At 41.5% G+C, this 18,968-nt stretch carries 19 protein-coding genes; 5 read left to right on the forward strand and 14 right to left on the reverse strand.

Features of this window, described 5'->3' with window-relative positions; genetic code table 11:
* Positions 1 to 109: 109 nt before the first annotated feature.
* Both ABJF11_RS19595 and ABJF11_RS19600 read right to left on the reverse strand, forming a co-directional pair.
* Complete coding sequence (locus ABJF11_RS19595; RefSeq protein WP_348121925.1) at positions 110 to 883, reverse strand: DUF952 domain-containing protein; 774 nt, start codon at positions 881 to 883, stop codon at positions 110 to 112.
* Entirely contained in the window at positions 880 to 1,731 is an 852-nt protein-coding gene (locus ABJF11_RS19600; RefSeq protein WP_348121926.1) for a dienelactone hydrolase, read from the reverse strand. The genes ABJF11_RS19595 and ABJF11_RS19600 overlap by 4 nt, the downstream gene beginning before the upstream one ends.
* 119 nt (positions 1,732 to 1,850) lie before the next feature.
* Between ABJF11_RS19600 and ABJF11_RS19605 the strand changes: the two genes are divergently transcribed.
* Together ABJF11_RS19605 and ABJF11_RS19610 are read left to right on the forward strand one after the other, a co-directional pair.
* Positions 1,851 to 2,825 (forward strand): polyprenyl synthetase family protein, encoded by a 975-nt coding sequence (locus ABJF11_RS19605; protein WP_348121927.1) that lies wholly within the window; start codon positions 1,851 to 1,853, stop codon positions 2,823 to 2,825.
* 172 nt (positions 2,826 to 2,997) lie between these two features.
* Entirely contained in the window at positions 2,998 to 4,803 is a 1,806-nt protein-coding gene (locus tag ABJF11_RS19610; RefSeq protein WP_348121928.1) for a glycoside hydrolase family 2 TIM barrel-domain containing protein, read from the forward strand.
* A 28-nt stretch (positions 4,804 to 4,831) separates the two neighbouring features.
* On the opposite strand, the gene ABJF11_RS19615 is transcribed toward ABJF11_RS19610, so the two are convergent.
* Positions 4,832 to 5,476 (reverse strand): DinB family protein, encoded by a 645-nt coding sequence (locus ABJF11_RS19615; RefSeq protein ID WP_348121929.1) that lies wholly within the window; start codon positions 5,474 to 5,476, stop codon positions 4,832 to 4,834.
* A 179-nt stretch (positions 5,477 to 5,655) separates the two neighbouring features.
* On the opposite strand from ABJF11_RS19615, the gene ABJF11_RS19620 reads away from it, so the two are divergent.
* Together ABJF11_RS19620 and ABJF11_RS19625 are read left to right on the forward strand one after the other, a co-directional pair.
* On the forward strand, positions 5,656 to 5,997 hold the full coding sequence (locus ABJF11_RS19620) for a hypothetical protein (protein WP_348121930.1): 342 nt from the start codon (positions 5,656 to 5,658) through the stop codon (positions 5,995 to 5,997).
* A gap of 20 nt (positions 5,998 to 6,017) precedes the next feature.
* Entirely contained in the window at positions 6,018 to 6,965 is a 948-nt protein-coding gene (locus tag ABJF11_RS19625) for a hypothetical protein (RefSeq protein ID WP_348121931.1), read from the forward strand.
* 68 nt (positions 6,966 to 7,033) lie between these two features.
* On the opposite strand, the gene ABJF11_RS19630 is transcribed toward ABJF11_RS19625, so the two are convergent.
* The 11 genes from ABJF11_RS19630 to ABJF11_RS19680 form a co-directional block, all read right to left on the reverse strand.
* A complete protein-coding gene (locus tag ABJF11_RS19630; RefSeq protein WP_348121932.1) occupies positions 7,034 to 7,165 on the reverse strand; it encodes a twin-arginine translocation signal domain-containing protein in 132 nt (43 codons plus the stop codon).
* An 8-nt stretch (positions 7,166 to 7,173) separates the two neighbouring features.
* Positions 7,174 to 7,713: a GNAT family N-acetyltransferase gene (locus ABJF11_RS19635; protein WP_348121933.1), complete on the reverse strand. Its 540-nt coding sequence runs from the start codon at positions 7,711 to 7,713 to the stop codon at positions 7,174 to 7,176.
* 2 nt (positions 7,714 to 7,715) lie between these two features.
* The gene (locus tag ABJF11_RS19640) at positions 7,716 to 9,377 is read right to left on the reverse strand and encodes a hypothetical protein (RefSeq protein ID WP_348121934.1); all 1,662 of its coding nucleotides are present in this window, start codon (positions 9,375 to 9,377) and stop codon (positions 7,716 to 7,718) included.
* Between the two features lie 74 nt (positions 9,378 to 9,451).
* Positions 9,452 to 9,970 (reverse strand): phosphoglycerate mutase family protein, encoded by a 519-nt coding sequence (locus tag ABJF11_RS19645; protein ID WP_348121935.1) that lies wholly within the window; start codon positions 9,968 to 9,970, stop codon positions 9,452 to 9,454.
* Between the two features lie 83 nt (positions 9,971 to 10,053).
* Positions 10,054 to 11,565 carry a hypothetical protein gene (locus ABJF11_RS19650; protein ID WP_348121936.1) on the reverse strand — a complete coding sequence of 504 codons (1,512 nt, stop codon included), beginning with the start codon at positions 11,563 to 11,565 and terminating at the stop codon, positions 10,054 to 10,056.
* Between the two features lie 186 nt (positions 11,566 to 11,751).
* Positions 11,752 to 12,567, reverse strand: coding sequence for a class I SAM-dependent methyltransferase (locus ABJF11_RS19655; protein ID WP_348121937.1), 816 nt, complete (start codon positions 12,565 to 12,567; stop codon positions 11,752 to 11,754).
* A gap of 11 nt (positions 12,568 to 12,578) precedes the next feature.
* Positions 12,579 to 13,088 (reverse strand): OsmC family protein, encoded by a 510-nt coding sequence (locus tag ABJF11_RS19660; protein ID WP_348121938.1) that lies wholly within the window; start codon positions 13,086 to 13,088, stop codon positions 12,579 to 12,581.
* Positions 13,089 to 13,321: 233 nt separating this feature from the next.
* The gene (locus tag ABJF11_RS19665) at positions 13,322 to 14,446 is read right to left on the reverse strand and encodes a DUF4249 domain-containing protein (protein WP_348121939.1); all 1,125 of its coding nucleotides are present in this window, start codon (positions 14,444 to 14,446) and stop codon (positions 13,322 to 13,324) included.
* Positions 14,447 to 14,727: 281 nt separating this feature from the next.
* Positions 14,728 to 15,744 (reverse strand): DUF4249 domain-containing protein, encoded by a 1,017-nt coding sequence (locus tag ABJF11_RS19670; RefSeq protein ID WP_348121940.1) that lies wholly within the window; start codon positions 15,742 to 15,744, stop codon positions 14,728 to 14,730.
* Between the two features lie 263 nt (positions 15,745 to 16,007).
* The gene (locus ABJF11_RS19675) at positions 16,008 to 16,499 is read right to left on the reverse strand and encodes a hypothetical protein (protein WP_348121941.1); all 492 of its coding nucleotides are present in this window, start codon (positions 16,497 to 16,499) and stop codon (positions 16,008 to 16,010) included.
* A 91-nt stretch (positions 16,500 to 16,590) separates the two neighbouring features.
* Positions 16,591 to 18,501, reverse strand: a complete 1,911-nt coding sequence (locus ABJF11_RS19680; RefSeq protein WP_348121942.1) for a RecQ family ATP-dependent DNA helicase — start codon at positions 18,499 to 18,501, stop codon at positions 16,591 to 16,593.
* 64 nt (positions 18,502 to 18,565) lie between these two features.
* Between ABJF11_RS19680 and ABJF11_RS19685 the strand changes: the two genes are divergently transcribed.
* Positions 18,566 to 18,928 carry a cupin domain-containing protein gene (locus ABJF11_RS19685; RefSeq protein WP_348121943.1) on the forward strand — a complete coding sequence of 121 codons (363 nt, stop codon included), beginning with the start codon at positions 18,566 to 18,568 and terminating at the stop codon, positions 18,926 to 18,928.
* Positions 18,929 to 18,968: the final 40 nt, after the last annotated feature.

Genomic DNA, 18,968 nt, shown 5'->3' on the forward strand with positions numbered 1-18,968 from the left:
ACAAAACGATTGATTAGTTTTGACCACACATGTTTTTTGATTGGTCCCATTGGGCGATTGCATGCAAGCTCTTTAAGATTGGCTCCGTCATTTCGACATCAGGAGAAATCTAATGTGGTGAAATAAGCGAGATATTTGAATCCATCTGTAAGTCCTCAGGTCCTTGGACAGCACGAAGAAAAACAATGGCAGACTTATTCAACTTACCATAGAGGTGTGGAAACTGTGCATTTCTGGAGGTAACTTCCTTGACCTTTACCGGAGCTTCCACCTTGCTAAGGTCAATCCCAATCAATATCAATTGATCAAACGGTTGAAAATATCGATTATAAGTATGCTGTAGCTCTGAAAAATAAGAGGTGTGGATAAATCCCTCAGTCTCCAATGAAGGGTGCGAATAGAGAGTGCTCTGCTCCTGCGCTTCCCAGGAAGCCTTGGTAGATAGATGAAATGACAAAGTGCCTCTTGCAGATTGCATAAGAAATTGTCTCTCTTTTGTGAATTTTAGAAAGGTATTAAGTACAAATTGATTGGCCGTAATCAAGAAAATGTGTTGGATTTTGCCTTCAATGAGTTCTAGTGCATCCCTCCCCATTAGCCCATAATACATCCAGCCAAAAAACAAAAAAACAATCATAAGATTGAGGTAGTAATCATACCAACCAAGGTGTAGGGCGAGCCATGATAGGCAAGTCCCAATCCCTCCTACCACCAGTGGAATGATGAGTTTTTTCCTTTTGACTACCAAAGCTTTGATTGAGGATAATGGAAAATCCATGCGTTGGCCTTTACATATAACCACCAGTAGCTGGTCATAAAGTATCAGCATATTTTTTGTATCCCCACTCTTACCGAGAAAGCATTTTAGCAACACTGGTTTCATTCTTTGGCTATTAAAAAATCAATAGTCTGCTCTGCTAGCTGTTGAGAATGGTCTGGCAATGAGGGTTCAGTCCAAGGATGTTTGCCACCAAAGGTGTGCCCAGCTCCTTCAATTTTTTTTCGAATGACTTCCGGGTAAAAACTTTTGAACATGAGTAAAGATTCTACGGCGACGGTTTCATCTTCGGAACCATGGATAGCCATAAAAGGAATATTCAGCTTAGTCAATTGGCTACCAATATTGAACCTTTCGGAGTTGGCCTCAAAGTCTTCTACTATTTGATAATTGAGTGGCATATCTTGAAGTGTACGGGCATTCTTTATGTATACCACCCGATTTTGCTTCCAGGAAGCCAAAAAGTCCTTTGTCCAAAAAGCCCCTAAATCTGGAACCGCGGCCCAAGTGACCAATTTTTTTATTCTTGGGTCTTCACATGCCTTGAGTATGCTCACAGCGCCGCCCCTGCTGTGACCTATCAGGTATATCTCATCAATATTTATCTCATGCCTGGGAATATCCAAGCCTTGATTCTGGATGTAATCTAACACGACATCGATATCATCCATTTCTATAGAAAAGTTATTATTGGCAAATGCCTCAAGATCTACGAAGTCCAAAGGATGCTCAGGGGTGACTCCATTATGCGACAAATTCATTTTCACATATACAGATCCGGCTGTAGCTATGGTGTCAGCCAATGCATTGAAATGCATGGCGTCTTTGAATCCTTTGAAGCCATGTACAAATAATACAACCGGCTTTGGCCTGCCGTCCGCAATAAATCTAAAATCCACACCAATTGATCTTTGATGCTGCCTGGAAGTAAGTACTATTTCCTTTTTAACCATGGATATGCATTCGATTAAAATCAAATATCAACATCCTGAGCTCATTATTGAAATAAATAACAAGAACCTTCCATTTATTTTCGGTCTAATGCTGCGTTGTATTAATTTGCGCCCAAATAATGGCCCTCAAGATAAAAGACATCCAAGCCCCTGTAGCTCATGAAATGGCTGAATTTGAAAAAAAATTCAGGCAGTCCATGAAAAGCAATGTCATGCTACTCGACAAAATCATGGCTTATATCGTCAAACGAAAAGGCAAGCAAATGCGTCCGCTTTTTGTTTTCTTGAGTGCGACCACCACAGGAAAAGTTTCTGAAGCCTCCTATCGGGGCGCCTCTCTGATCGAGTTATTACACACTGCCACTCTAGTGCACGATGATGTGGTAGATGACTCTACCTATAGAAGAGGATTTTTCTCTGTCAATGCCTTGTGGAAAAACAAAATCGCAGTACTCGTGGGCGATTTTTTGCTTTCTCGCGGTATGTTACTTTCTATTGACAATGAAGATTTTGACCTTTTGAAACTGGTATCCGAAGCCATTCGTGAAATGAGTGAAGGCGAATTGCTTCAAATGGAGAAAGCAAAAAGATTAGATATCACAGAGGAGGTTTACTACGAAGTGATCCGTCAAAAAACGGCCAGCTTGATCAAGGCCTGTTGTGCCGTAGGTGCAGCTTCTACCGGCGCCGATCCTCTCACTGTACAAACTATGGGCGAGTTTGGAGAAAAGGTAGGAATGGCCTTTCAAATCAAGGATGACCTATTTGACTACGGCACTCAGGAAATCGGTAAACCGCTGGGCATAGATATCCGAGAAAAGAAAATGACCTTACCGCTGATTCATGCCTTGAATCAAGCGACCAGCTCTGAAAGAAGCAATATCAAACGCATCATTAAGAAGCACAGTGAAAATACCAAGAAGGTAAATGAGGTGATCGATTTTGTAAACCAAAAACATGGATTGGACTATGCTACAGAGGTTATGAACCAATACCATAGCGACGCCATCAATATGCTCAAGACTTTTCCCGATTCACCAGCACGCCAATCACTAGAGCAACTGGTGCAGTTCACCATCGAAAGAACGAAGTAGATCTTATTTTGGATATTCGAGCGCTTACAAAGCTTGAGCCATAGAACCCTAGGTTTCCTTAAGTCTGCTAACACTATTGCAGCGCATTGAAACATCTACCCTCGTATTTTGATGCAAGACCCCTTTTATTGCAGTATTGGTCTTCGAATTAGAGTATTTACCTTTATTTGGTATGAAAAATCTACTGACCACAGCCCTCCTGCTACTACTTGTTCACCCGCTATTTGCTCAGCAAGAAGTCTACCCTATTCTTCAAAATACCTCGGCCAGAGAAACTATCTCTTTAGATGGGTCATGGAAAATAATTGTAGATCCATTGGAAAACGGCTATTACAATTATCGATATGAACCTCGTGGCGATGGTTATTTTAAAAACGCTAAACCACAAAAACCAGACGATCTGATCGAGTATGACTTCGACACTGATGTGGAACTACAAGTACCAGGTGACTGGAACACTCAAATGGAAAAATTGTACTACTACGAAGGAACGGTATGGTATAAAAAATCCTTTGGTTTTAAACCCACAAACACGAAGGCTACCTATTTATATTTCGGTGCCATCAACTATGAAGCTAAGGTTTATCTCAATGGCGAACTGCTGGGATCACATGTAGGAGGTTATACACCTTTTCAGTATGATGTAACTGGCAAACTGAAGGAAAAGGATAATTACCTCGTGGTGAAAGTGGACAACAAAAGAATGAAAGAAGCGATACCTACCGTAAACACTGACTGGTGGAACTATGGTGGAATTACCAGATCGGTAAGGCTCATAAACGTGCCACTAACTCATATTTTTGATTACTCGGTTGGGCTCTCGAAAAACACTCCCAACTTGATTGAAGGTTGGGTGAAATTGCGCAATGCAAAACCAGGAGAATCCGTGACAATTGCGGTGCCAGAGCTAAAGAACGAAGTAGTTGTAAAAGCTGACGATTATGGCTTCGCAACATTTAGTATGACGGCTAATCCGGATCGATGGTCTACAAAGAGTCCAAAATTATATAAAATACAGCTGAGCACGTCAACCGAGCAGGTGGTTGATCAGATTGGGTTTAGAACTATTACTGCTAAAGGAAACGACCTCCTGCTCAACGGACAGAAGATATTCTTAAAAGGAATTAGCATTCATGAAGAAGCCCCATTCAAAACGGGAAGAGTTACCACAAAGCAAGAGTGCCAGACTTTGCTGGGCTGGGCAAAAGAGCTTGGTTGCAATTTTGTCCGATTGGCTCACTATCCGCATAGTGAGCTGATGGTGAGAGAAGCCGAAAAGCTTGGTCTACTCGTCTGGTCTGAAATCCCCGTCTACTGGACTGTACAGTTTGGCAATCCTGACACCTATGCCAACGCGGAGCAGCAGCTCACTTCTATGATCAGTCGTGACAAAAATCGGGCAGCTGTGATTTTGTGGTCTATTGCCAACGAAACTCCGGTGGGTGACGACAGAAACTCTTTTCTCTCCAAGCTGGCTGCCAAGGCTAAGTCCTTAGACGACAGTCGTCTGATCACGGCCGCATTGGAGGTACATTCTGGTGATGAGGGAGAAAATATAATAGACGACCCATTAGGGGAGGCCATAGATGTCATCGGTATCAATAATTACTGTGGTTGGTACTACGCCAAACCTGGTGCTTGCGCTGGAGTGAAATGGAAAAACCTCTACAACAAACCCATGATAATGAGCGAGGTTGGGGCTGGTGCCCTTCAGGGATTACATGGAGATATCGGTCAGCGATGGACAGAAGAATATCAAGATGATGTTTTCAAAAACAACATAGAGATGATGAGAAACATTGAGTTTCTATCGGGGGTCTCTCCGTGGATTCTGATGGACTTCAGGTCGGCCCGCAGGCATCTTCGCAAAATACAAAACGATTTCAATCGCAAGGGTCTGATATCCGAACAAGGCAAATATAAAAAGGCCTTCTACCGGCTTCAGAAGTATTATTTAGAGGAGAACAATGATCTTTGATGTTCAGTACAAAACGTTCGACCTGAGACTATGATGGCAGTCGCTTAATCACAAATTTCATTTGCCCTCTGTGATTCGACTCATGTTCGCAGACATGAAACCATTTGCAGTAGTTGTTAGTCGGTTGGTTGCCGAAAAAAGGCTCTGATTTCATAATCCACGCGTCGTCTCTTTTAGCAAATTCGGCTTCGGTCACCTTTCTTACTTCTGCCAGCTTAGTTAAATAAAAATCAACAGTATTGCCTAATACTTTGTCTCTGGCCTCCTTTCCTAACCCCATTGGAACTTCCCACTCAGCATTTACCTCGTCGCTCCATTCGCCCCATGGGATATCATCGAAGGTATTGAGTTGGTAATATTTCTCGGTGGCAGCCAGATGATATAGCATGGCACCAATAGAATTTGATTCTTCATCTATCTGATAATCCAATTGCTCAGTGGTCAAATCTTTGACCGTATCTATGACCCATGATCTCATCATAGTCATGGTTGAGAGTAAGGTTCCGATGTGCGGTGAGTAGCCCTTTCTGGGGCCGATCAGATACATACTTTCCTCTTGTTGGAGCTCATGTTGACCTGCCCAACCTGTGAGCGGAGTAGCAGCCAATCCGGCGGTAAGCAAAGTTGTGCCTTTCAAAAAAGCCCTCCTGTTTGTTCTTTTATTCGTGTTCATAATTTTCTTTTAAAGTATGGATGAAAATGGGGTCATTTCCAGCCTCATAAGGATGTCCGTTTGCAGATCGCTGCCAAGTAGAAAGCTATGCTTCCCAAATGCCATGAATCCGAGTTTGTTAGGTTGCCTTGTTTCAATTTAACTATTTTTGCTTTTCTTGAAAAATCAGCCAAACCACCATGACAAAAGAAGAAAGAGAAAAATTAAGAAAGGAATATTTAGCTGCACCTCTCATTCCAATCAATATATCAAGCTATAATAAGGCAATAATGTTGTTGTACAAAAGAATAATTATGCCCAAAGTTATACTCGCATTCCTTATCTTAATATTACTTCTGATTACAGTTTTGACTTGGATTTTAGAAGTCATGCCTTTATCTCATTCTGCTATCATGGGATCAGGTTGGTCAGCCGCTTTTATTCTACTATATCCTCCTTTTTTCGTCTACGTGAGATTAATTCAAGCCAAAAGGAATTCTAAGCATGGACTTAGAAAATTCGACTATCTCAAAGACATTTAATTTCAACTAAATATATTATTATGAAAACCAATGTAACCTTGACAGGTATCCTATGCCTTTTTTTAATCCCGTTTGGGTGCGAAGAAAAAACTAAATCTGCACCAGAACAAGCTATTAAAATTGAAGAATATAGCGCATCGGTTGCAAATGCCTTTGATCAATTAGCTATTCAAATGAAAACCGAGAAGGTAATATTTGGAAACGCTGAAAAAAATTACCACATAGGTGCAGATGTAGCTAAGCAATTAGGATCAGACAATGATTCTTTCAAAGAGGCATATACTTTTGGTTTGGATCGATATAAAGTCCAAATCGCTGCAAGAACATCCGGCGAAGAAATAGAAAATCTAATCGTCGATTTGACCGCTCATGATATTGCTACAGAAGCTCAAGAATTTATGGTTAAAATCGCACATGATGCATACATATTACCGCCAGAAGATATTATCGCAATGATAGATAATGAATTAAATGGAGCGAACGCACAATTTTATCTCGGCACCAATACAGTCGCATTAAAATACATACTTTCGATAAAAGAATTGGTTAATTTCTTTTTAAACAACCCTGACCTAGAGATGGTATTTGAGGATTCGGAGGGAAGGTTAAGGGCTTATACGTGTGCATATCTTATTGCTCAAAGCACATTTTTTGGTGCTATGCTAGGAGGTGCTGCAGGATTTATTATCGGCACTTTCGTTAATCCTGGTGCAGGATCAGTAATGGGTGGTATGTCTGGATGGGAAGGCGGAGCATTATTAGGAGCTACATTAGGTGGTGCTGCCGGAGGAATATATGGTTATGTGGATTGTAATGAGGAAAATAATAATTCTCATAGTACATGGTTCTACGACCCCAATAAAGGAAAAATTAATACTTCAAACATCAATCCTAAAGATCTATTAGTAGGTGGGATTCGATTTTCAGATTATTCTGGACCGATAGTAAAGCCTATTTTTGGATGGTAACCTTTCCCTAAAGTGCAAATATTGTCCTTTAGAGAAATAAGACGAAAATGGTGCTGAGTTTACAATACTCAGCCCTTTTCCTCTTGTTGGAGTTCATGTTGACTTGCCCAACCTGTGAGCGGAGTAGCAGCCAATCCAGCGGTAAGCAAAGTTGTGCCTTTCAAAAAAGCCCTCCTGTTTGTTCTTTTATTCGTGTCCATAATTTTTTTTAATGTATGAATGAAAATGGGGTCATTTCCAGCCTCATAAGGATGTCAGTTTGCAGATCGCTGCCAAGTAGAAAGCTATGCTTCCCAAATGCCATGAATCCGAGTTTGTTATAAAACTGAATGGCACGTAAATTTTTTTCCCACACGCCAAGCCAGAGGCATGTGGCCTTTCTGGTAGTTGCAACTTCAAACGCTTGGTTAAAAAGTAGCTTCCCTACCCTCTTGCCATAATATGCTTCCAGCACATAGATGCTCTCTATCTCAACTGCAAGCATATCATGATGTTCGGTTTGAGCCTGCCCATAATTCACCTTTAAATACCCAATGTTTTGGTTCTCTGAACGAGCCAGATAGAATTCGGATTCAGGGTTGGTAAGCTCTTCTTTGATTTGGTCTTTTGCAAAAGCTCGATCTACATAGTGGTGGATATCCTCGGGTGTATTCTGGTCGGCGAAAGCTTCCAAAAAAGTCTGTCTTCCCAATTTATGGAGCGTATCATACTCGGCTCCGGATGCTCTATGGATAACAGGAGCTGCCATAATTATCGGCCTATACTCCGAATTTCGCTTCCGTCACCAGTCATCTGCCAGTTGCCCAAAGCGATGGGGATATTACCGATTGCGTTGAGTTGATCAAAAAATTCTTTCAGGCGGAAGGTTTCTCCTTTATCTTCCTTCATCTTAGCGAAATCTGCCATGGCATCTTCGAGTAGGTACTTGCCAGTGATGTAGCTGGTCCCATAACCAGGCTGTCGCAAGTACAAATGCTGCTCGAATATCAGAAGTTCCTTCTCTGTTTTCATCCAGCCTCGCGGAGTATACTCCGAATGTATGGTGCCGGCCTCTTCCATAGTCATGTCATTGGCATGAGCATATAGCGAACCCAGCCCTCTTGCCGCTCGCTGAGCAATCATAATATATACGATCTCTTTTACCCTTGGGGCGTCGTCGTACAGACCAGCTTGCATAAACATCTCCTCCACCGCCGTTGCTGTACCTTCGTTTCTACTATCAAAGATATTATAGAGTAGAGTACCTCTTCTAATCTCACTTTCGTGAGGCTCAGTATCCATTCTGGCTAGTTCGAACCAATGATAGAAGTGAGAATATAGCGGCCGTGGGTCATAGTGTTCTCCGATCACAAAAAAATTCCGTTTCTCTTTCGGAACAAATTCTCCTAAATGCTCTCTAAGTGCAGGATCAAAATAGTCCTTGACTGTGACGATGTCTTGCTCATTCAGGAAGCTAATAAGGCTTTTGGCAGCTGCATCAGCCATCTGGTTGTAGGCTTCAGGAGAATCTGCGTCTACCAGATCGGGCAAGTTTCGATTTCTGTGCTCCTCTAGTTTGAGTGCCGACCAGGCACGAGCTAGTTCACGCTTGAGCAGCATCACTTCTTGCTCCCAGCTCATGGGCACGAGATGCACATTTTGCAAATACCAGGTGTAATTGTCTTTACCTATTCCTGATGACCCGGTTTTCGAATCGGCCTGACTTTCGAGCCAGTTTACAAAATCATTGGTAGAATCTAATGCTTCTTGTATTACTCCGACAAGCTCTTGATCAGCATTCACTCCGGGCAATTCCAAAAGGCCTTCAATGATCATACTTTGATATTGAATCATCCCTATACCAGCCACCCATAGCTCTTTAGCGTTACCTGTCAAATTCAGTTTGGCTTGTTCGTTGAGCGGTGGAATGACCTTGAGATCATCAATAAATTTGGCTTTATCGCCAGACGAAAGAGGAAAATCGTAAGTCCAAACTTCTGTGATTCCATGATGGGTTGGGCCCTCGTGAGCGGGTACATCGCTGCGCGCATTCCATACACTGAAATAAAAAGTTGGGTCTCGAGCCCAGGGTTTTAATATGCGGTGATTGAAGTCATATCCATTCATCTCAGCCCAAACAATACACCAATCCACTTGCTCAGGTACTGGCCATCCAGTGGTATCAATAGCAATCAATCTGGATTGTAATTGCTTGAATTCCGGCCATCTTTTTTCAAAAGTCTCAGCGGTATAATCTGGGGCGCCGTTACGCTGAGGAGGTATTTCGAAGGCACGCCAGGTTTTAAATAATGCTGCCAGGTCAGAATAATCCTTTTCTGGATTTTGAGTCTGCGATATCTTGTCGTTGGTCTGGCAAGCGGGAACAAAAGCAAGTAGAGCAACTACTGAAAGGAAAATAAAGGATTTGATCATCAGGGTCATGGTTTTTCAATCATCTAATATAACCGATTTAAGGAATTGATCAGAAGATGGTCATTGGAGAAACATCAATTCTCACATGAAAATGAAGTATGAAATATATGTAAACGGCCAGTTTTTTTGCTCACCACTACTTGATATATCCGGTTGTAAATACGCTCATCAAAGGCGCCGATTTCTTCTCCGATTAGCAACCCAGCCAATACACCCGTGGTATTGCTATGACCTATAACCAACGCATCTTGTTTTCTATCTTTCAACTGTGCGGCGAATATTTCCAGTTTTGATGGGTCATATATTACATAATCCATCTGCTTGGCTTGAGCTGTTGGGAGAAGAGTATTTTTCGTTCGTAGATAGTCTGAACTATACAACGCATCAATTTTCACGGCCTCAAAAAAATCAGCCAGCAATTCTGCTCGTTGCTGACCACATAAAGTCAAATCCGGATCATTTCCTTTGGATTGTTCTTTTTCCGCATGTCTCACCAGATAGATTGTAAAAAAATCATCATTCTCTTGTGCCATGACCAGAATGGGCAGTACAAGGATGGCTAGTGCGATTGTGAGGTGTTTGATTAAATTCATTGGTACCTATAAAGTATTGAGAAATACGCTCAGATCGTGAAATAGTCTCTTCTTCACGATCTGATGCATATGCTAACGTCTAATTATTTTTTCTGATCTATCTCCTTCTTTGCCTTAAACTCAATCATGCCTCCTTTGATATCGCTTGTACCTTCGAGGTAGAACAAAACCAATGGTGCGCTGGACTGCTTCTCTATAGCATCCGTCCATTTTCCTATGCTGGACAAACTCCCAAACCCTGATGAAATACTACTGGCGGACTGATAGTTTACATCAGCTTTTATAGGAGATTGAAGTGTTTTATTCCAAGATTGAGACTGGATTTTTTTCTCATTGTAGCTTTCAGATTTGTTCGTCAAGGAAGAGCAATTGATTTCAGCTCTACTTCTGGACAGGTTCACGAACATCACTTGTGTGCGCTTGCCAAGTGTAATTTTTGTCCGGTTGATATTGAATTTTTCATTCATATTTCGCTGGCAAGTGAGTAATTCGAGTTTACCATTTTCGTATCGCAGCCCCGCTCCAAACCTCATACCCGGACGATCTGCCAACAACTCCCCGACTTGCTCTAGCTTAGGTGATTCGATATTGACTATCTGAGTGAAAACTTCGCGGTTTTTCACAGGTTTGCCGTCTGGCTGAATCAATTTGAATAGTTTGACTTGATCCCCAGCCATTTGAAATTTGGAAAAGGTAGGTAGGTTTTCATGTGAACTGTCATACCATAAGCCCCAGATAGAATTGTCAGATGCTGTCACCAAGTTTAGACCAGCCCCTGCTCCAAAACGTTTGTATCGCGCAATTGGCTCTTTTTCCCAAGAATTAATATTTTTGTTTTTGGTTTTGTATATGGCTACTCTGCCTTTGGTAGACTTGTCCTGATCCATCAACATGTACCAGCATTTCATTTTAGGACTGTAAGTAAGGCCGGCTCCACCGCTATTCATCCCATCTTGTACAACTCTGCTGACTTCGACGCCACAATTGGGGTCTTTGTTTAGATCAAAAATCAGTGCCATAGATCGCTCTTGTCTTTTGGATCCTAGTGCTGCCTGGCTGATACCATATTCTGCCTCTATAGCTATTGTCAAATACTTGCCCGATACCTGTATAGAACAAGGATGAGGATAGCCCTTCTCCAATTCTATCAGCTTACCTTCCTTAGTTTTTGTATTGTAAATCCACAGTTTTGCGGCAAAGTCTTTCGGGTTTTTGTTCGCTGCAGGCACCTTGTCTGAGGTTAGCTTGCCATCGCTAAAACCTACATAGATAAAATTTTTGTATTGCCCAATGGCTTGGGCGTGCCACCCTCCCACTATGGTCTTTAGGTTTCGGCTACTTCCGTCAAGGCTCTCTCTGGTGGTTTCTGAGTTGGCCATGGCTGTCAATAATTTTGGTTGATCACCTGACAGCCAATTCAAGCCTAGTTTCTTTACTGGCAACTTATTCTGCGGGGGTAATTCCGCAATTTTAACTTCTTTTGATTCTTGAGAATTTTCAGTTTTTGAATTGCTGTTGGTTGGGTTATTTGATGTCCCAGCAAAAAGGGGTACATTAATAATAAGCGCTGCTAAAAGAATTTTCCTTGCTTTCATATGTTTGGTCATTTAAGAACTGTTATTGATTGGGGACAGAATTCATACCTGAGTTGAAATACCAAGCTAGCCAATTTGCACGAGACGTACAATGGAAAAGCAAGGCCTGAACGACATGAGGCTAATATAGTCTGTATTGAATTGGTAGTCTTAACTGTAAGTTGCGAAACTCAATTAATTAGGCGATTATTTCACTCCAGTTGCTATCACAAATTCACCAGGAATTTCGTACCCTCCACTGGTCTTATATTCTGCTATAGATGCCATATAGTCTTGCTCAGCTTCTGCTTTTGCTTCTGCATCAAATCTTGCATATGCCATGGCTACAGGCCCACCCAAAAATGAGGCTTGACAGGCTTCTTCGGCACTGGAATAAGTCAAGGTAGTTTCGATTTTTGAAAGTGCGATTTCTTTAAAACCAGCTTCAATAAATGGAATTTTTAATACCTCCTGCTCGCCGAGGTTAAAAAACATGGGACAGACATCAGTGCTCACCCTCTTGTCCACAATAGGAAATATTTCTGCCCAGCCACATTTTTTACGTGATCCCCATACTCCCACTACGGCTCGTCCGTCTTGCTTCAATACTCTATACATTTCCTTCATGGCAATATCTGGTTCTGGGAAATACATAAGACCTAGTGCGCAGGTAACCAGGTCAAAAGTAGCCTCCTCACAAGATAAATTTTCCGCATCCATTCGTTCAAACTTCACTTGATAGAAGCTTTTCGTACTTGCCAATAGTGACCCTGCTTTTACCATTTCGTCTGAAATATCTGTGGCAAGGATATTGCCAGAAGGTCCAATCATATCAGCCATTCTGAAGGTCAACAAACCAGTACCTGCTGCAATGTCAAGCACAATTTCTCCCTCAGCCGGTTTTGCAGCCTCCATCATGACATCATGTGCGGGTCTGAGCTGCACTTTCCATGCATGCTCATAATATTCGGCTGCCTTGTCCCATCCATACCGTTGGACTCTTCTTTGCAAATCTGGTTTCATTGCTACTCTATTTATTTTAAATATTCCACATGCCTAATGCAGGACTGTGCTCTTGAAAATACATCCAAATAAGGACTATGCTTATCTCCTTGGTTTAATACTCTCTCTAAGTCTTCGATGGAAGCCGAGCTTTTGATTCGTACCAAATACCTGACTTCCAAATATCCAGGAGGTGAATTAGAGGTATCAAAAAGGCCTCCGTCGTCGTAATCGGCTTCTATTTCAACCTCCAACTGATCTATAGCGACCTCATATTTTGAGGCCCAAAACATATAACCTATGGCCAAACAGCTACCGAGGGCAGCCCTACCAAGTGCACCTGGACTAGAAGCAGAATCAGTACCGCCTACTTGAGAAGGCATATCCGTTTTAAACACCCAATCCCCTTCTCGCGACTCACAAGAAAGCCCATTAATAATTCTAGTTTTAGAAATCCCAGAACCGTGTCCCAATGATGGCTTTAGGGTCAATGCTTTCTGTGTTCGGGTAAATTTGTTTTTTATATCTTCTTGCTCCTTCATGTGCTGTTAGTTTGAGAGACTGCCAAGGTGGGATGCACTATATATTGATTTTTGTTAATCCCAGCTATCTACAAGGTAGCCCAAAGCAGTCATTTAGCTAAAACTAGCCGCTTCTTGTTTGATGAATTAGGCAGTTGATTTGATATTTGAAAAAGAAATTTAAGGTCGCTAGTGGTATTCTGGAGCTCAATAATATCAAAGTCTCTAACGAGCTTACAGGCTAATCATAACAATCAATAGACCCACCATATTGGTCTGATATTGGTATTGCGTTCGCCTTTTTTAATACCATCTTTATTCAAACAGTTTCTGCACCACTCGGCTGGAGCAACTGGTGGCTGCACAAGACATTGTTCTATATAGCTTGGGGCGTAGGATAAGGCTTCCTTGTCTAAAAACCAGGTGTAGTACTCCTCATTGACTACTCCAAAAAAACCATAGACTTCTTTCTCCTGGCCTACGGCACGGATATTAGAATAGATATTGTATGGCGGAGGAGCAAATAATTCTGATTGCTCTTCTTGATTGTGTAGGTCTGCCCAAAACTGATGATGCTCCTTTGAAATACCCTGCTGGCGAATACGCACAGAAAAACCAAATTTGGTTTGTTGATTTCCTGAAGTTTGAATAAAAAACAATTTCGTTTTGGCCGGAGAGCCTTTTGGTCTTAATAGTTTATTTTCATCCAAATAGTAGATATCATAAAGCCAGCATTGGCCAGCTGGATGAGTTCGAGGTGCAAGTTCAGCTACCAGCAACCAGACCGTATGAAAATCCCACCTGTAGTACTTGAAATCATTGTCTTCTGTCGGAGGCAACTGGACACTCACATCCAAGCCGTCGATAGTTCTAATCACAAAGTCGCCACTATGAGGTTCAAAATTAAACTTGGATATCTCATCGGCGCTGATCTCCCCTCTGGCATTTTCGGTAGGCATCTGGTCATAAGCTGACTCATACTCTTCTCCATTAGGCAACCTGACGTTTATTTTATATTCTACATTGGGTTGACTGGCAAAGTCAGAATAGTACAAATAATACGTACCAGGTTCTTCGGGGTCTTCTGTATAATCCCAAAATTCATTTTGATCACTAATCAACTCTACTTCAGCTCCAGAAATCACTTCATCGATGTTATTCTTGACAACACCAGCATACTTCACCTTTGTATAAAAGTATCTAGTCTCACCAAAGAGTTCGTCAAATTCGTTAGTAGAAATATCAGATATGTGTCCTTCGATAATTACGACTGGACGCTCACCGCTACTTTCAAATTCGAATTGTTCAATACAGGATGATAGCAGCGAAAACAAGAGTAAACTTAGAAATAGTCTATCGCTCATGGTCCTGTAAGCCATGTCACAGAGATTTCTGGCACGGGGGCTCTGCAAAATGTAAGTTAGATAGCTGATGATCATATAGTTACTATTCTGTGATACTTGCTAATGACGATAACCATCTTGTAGCAAGATCGTGCTTAAGTCTCCAGCCTAAAACTATCAATAATATCATGAACCCGTCTACCAAATAGACCATTGATCCATCATTTAAACCAAGCGGTGTCGTCTTGAAGACTATAAGTCTATACTAGCACAGGACCGAGCAGAACTCTTACCGATTTATTTGCGATCCAATGCGATCAGTAGACCCACCATTCTGGTTTGATAGGAGTAATACGATCGCCTTTTTTGATGCCATCTTTCTTTACACATTCCCAGCACCATTCTGCGGGTTCAGTTGGGAAAATCACAAAACACTCTTCTATGTAATAGGGTGAATAGGACAAGGCGCTTTTGTCAAAAAACCAGGTATAGTACTCTTCATTGACCACGCCAAAAAAACCATAAACCTCTCTCTCCTGACCAACCGCTTCGATGTTAGTATAGATATTGTATGGCGGGGGTGCAAAGAGTTCTGATTGTGCCTGTTGATTATGTAGGTCTGTCCAAAACTGATGATGCTCTTTTGAAATACCCTGTTGGCGAATTCGCACGGAGAAACCAAATTTGGTGTACTGATTTCCAGAGGTCTGAAGAAAGAATAATTTAGTTTTCACGGGAGAATTCTTATATTGTTGCAAAATATTTTCGTCCAAATAATAAGTCTCATCTACCCAACACTGGCCATGTGGATGGCTACGTGGTGAAAGTTCTGCAACCAGATACCAAACTGTATGAAAATCCCATCGGTAATAATTAAAATCTTCATTAGAACTTGTTGGCAATTGAATACTTACATCCAATCCTCTAATCGTTTTTATGGTTAAATCTCCAGTGTGGGGTTCAAAATTAGGCTTGGAGATTTCGTCGGCAATTAAATCTCCTCTGACGTTGTCTGCGGGCATTTGATCATAAGCGGATTGATATTCTTCCCCATTGGGCAATCGTACATTAACTCTGTATTGTACATTGGGCTGACTGGCAAAGTCTGGATAGTACAGATAATACGTTCCGGGGTCGTCAGGGTCTTCTGTATAGTCCCAAAACTCATTTTGATCACTCATTAACTCTACTTCTGCTCCAGATATATAATCATCTAGGGAGTTATTGACAGCTCCTGCGTATTTCACTTTCGTGTAGAAAAACCTCTCCTCACCATAAAGATCTTCAAATTCATTAGAAGAAATATCGGATATTTGACCTTCTATAATCACCACAGGTCGCTCATTTCTACTCTCAAATTTGAACTGTTCAATACAAGAGGATAGTAACGATAAAAATAGTAGACCTGAAAAGTATCTGTTATTGAAAAACGCCTGCGTAAAATTCCAACTAATTATAGCAGAGAGGTTTTCAGAGGGGTAAGTTGGACAATTATTGCTCATATAGTAACTACGGTCGGAGTCTACCTATTGATATCATTTTCTTTAGGTAGAAAGATTTAATCTCAAATCGAGTTATAAATCTATAAATAAAACTATCAATCAGTCCGCCAAATAGACTCTTCATCTAACCTTAGATAGTACGTATTGTCGTCTTTAAGACTTTTCACCTCCGCAATGACGGTAACAGTAATATCTGGTCCCCATTTCGGCCCATTTCTAGAGACTCGCTCTATTAAGTAATCTGGTGTCTCTCTGGTTTCATCTGCGTACTCTGACATCCACAAAGAATCTCCATTGATTACGTACTGTTTGGATAGCTTGATGTAGGATGGTATTTTGGCGGAATCCCTGTGTACCAAATAGTTGACAGCAATCAGACCTTTACCGGAAGGTGGACTTATTGGCATAAAATCCCGCCATAGAGCAGCGCGCAAAAATAACTTTTGGCCGTCAATGTTGATCTCTTCCGAAGACTTGATGAGCAATTCGTCAATTATTTCTTTCGTATTCTCTCTTGACGTTGAATCCTCTGGGTCGCATGAACCTAGAATTAGAAGGCTGATTAATAGTATAAATATGTTCTTCATCTCAATATGTTTTGTTTCATGTAGGTCGGATCATAAATCAGAAACTACATGACGAGGACACCACGATTAAAAAAATGGTTGGAATAGTGGATTATGAACTGATCTTCAGTTGATCATAACCCTCCATGACGAGTTTGCCTTGATCTACCAGTATCCGGATCGCTTCTGTGAATACAAAATCACTCTTGACGTCTGAAATATCCTTTATTTCATCGATATATACTTTGCCTGAGGCTACCAGATCATATATTTCTTCCTGAGCCTCACCTAACGCTGACAGGAGCTTCTCTTGTTTTTTGGCATTGATGCAAACATCGCAAACGCCACAGTTGAGATACGCTTTTTCATTGAAGTATTCTTGAAAGATTCGCGTACGACACCCTTCTTTATTGGTGGCATAGGCCTGCATGGCTTCTACCTTCTTTTTTATTACTCCGTGTCTCGGAGCCACTTCCCGGTAGTACTTTTTCAACGCAGATACTTCTAGTCTGGGGGTGAGATAAGTGAGCTGGGGCAATGTTTTCATCGGATCGTACACCACCACACTTTGTTGCTCCAGGAGTTTGAGTTTTTTGATCACCTCACTTTTTGCCAGCTTGCTAAGCTTTGCAATCTCAAATTCAGAAATATTGACAAAATCAGTATATAATCCGCCACCATATAAGCGCAGCATAGATTTGATCATCAAGTCATAAGCGGCATTGGAAATCGTAAACTTATACATCTCATTACTATCAAGAAGTAGCTTTACTACACTCGATTTGTTTAGATTCTCGCTTACCAAAATGAGCCCCATTTCCTCAAGTTTTTGAATGCAAAAATGGGCTTCTCGAGTATGAAGCTGATAGGTGGAGCAAAACTGCTTGAGGTCAAAATCATAGCTTTGCCATTGGCTGCTGCCAGTAGCTAGCTTGAAATAGTTGGCTATGGCCTGATATACTCGTTGTACATACTCGAGCGAAGGGTTTCTCAGTTTTTCATTATCGCCCAAGCGGAATATATCAGAAGAATTGTACAGTAGTACGGCAAAGGCCTTTTTCTCATCTCGACCAGCTCTTCCTGCCTCCTGATAATAAGCTTCCAACGAATCCGGTAAATCCAAATGAATGACGACCCGCACATCAGGCTTGTCGATACCCATTCCGAAGGCATTGGTAGCGACCATCACCCGACGAATATTTTTGATCCACTCCTCCTGCTTTTTGTTGCGACTTGCAGGGTCCAATCCGGCATGATAAAAGTCCGATGAGATGCCGTTTTGATAAAGATACTTTGCAATGTTCTGTGTCTCTACACGGCTCTTGACATACACGATGGCAGAGCCTTTTACATTGTTGAGAATCTCAAGCATCTTAGGGCCTTTGTTTTCCAATTCGAAAGCCGAATAGGACAGATTGTCTCGAGCAAAACTCTTTAGAAATACAGCCGGCTCCTCAAATTCTAGTTTTTCACATATATCAGTGGCGACATCAGCCGTAGCGGTGGCAGTAAGAGCAATTTTTTTTACGTTCTCCAGGCAGGGATATATCTTAGCGATCTCAATATACGATGGACGAAAATCGTAGCCCCATTGTGAAATGCAATGCGCTTCGTCTATCGCAAGTAAGCTCACATTCATTTTCTTGAGGCGCTCAATAAACAGGTCTGAATGGAGGCGCTCTGGTGAAACATAAAGAAATTTAACCTTGCCAAACACGCAATTGTCTAGCAGGATATCAATTTCTCGCTTGGGCATACCCGAAGTAATCGCCGCAGTCGAAATGCCTCGTTTTTTCAACTGCTGGACTTGATCCGTCATCAATGCAATGAGCGGAGATATCACCAGACAAATCCCCTCTAGCATCAAGCCAGGCACTTGAAAGCATATAGATTTACCTCCACCGGTAGGAAGAAGCGCCAGGGTATCCTTATCTTCCAGGACAGACTGTATGATCTCATCCTGCAAAGGTCTGAAGGTGTCGTATCCCCAATATTTTTTTAATATCCCCTTGGCGTGTTCCAATAGCTTATATTATTTGCAACAAATAAACGAATAACTCGATTAATTCCCATAAAGACCACAGCATATGAACAGCATTGATATAAAAGAAAAATTCAGACTTTTTGATGATTATTGGAATCCAAGGATCATCGGTGAGTTGAATGGTCAGTTGGTGAAAATAGCGAAGTTTAAGGGTGAATTTGAGATGCACAAGCATGACCATGAGGATGAACTTTTTCAGGTCATTCAGGGCAATATCAAAATCGAATTTGAGAATGAAACGGTTTCATTGAACGAGGGTGAAATGATCGTGGTACCGCGAGGAGTATTGCACAAGCCCAGTGCAGATGAAGAGGCATGGGTAATGATGTTTGAGCCTGCGTCTACGATCAACACAGGAGAAAATAAGCCTTCAGACTTAACCAGGGACAACTTACAAAAGCTATAGTATATGCTGAATTAATGATTAGCATCCTCTACTCTAAATT

Source organism: Reichenbachiella sp. (genome assembly GCF_039941815.1).
Taxonomy (GTDB): Bacteria; Bacteroidota; Bacteroidia; order Cytophagales; family Cyclobacteriaceae; genus Reichenbachiella.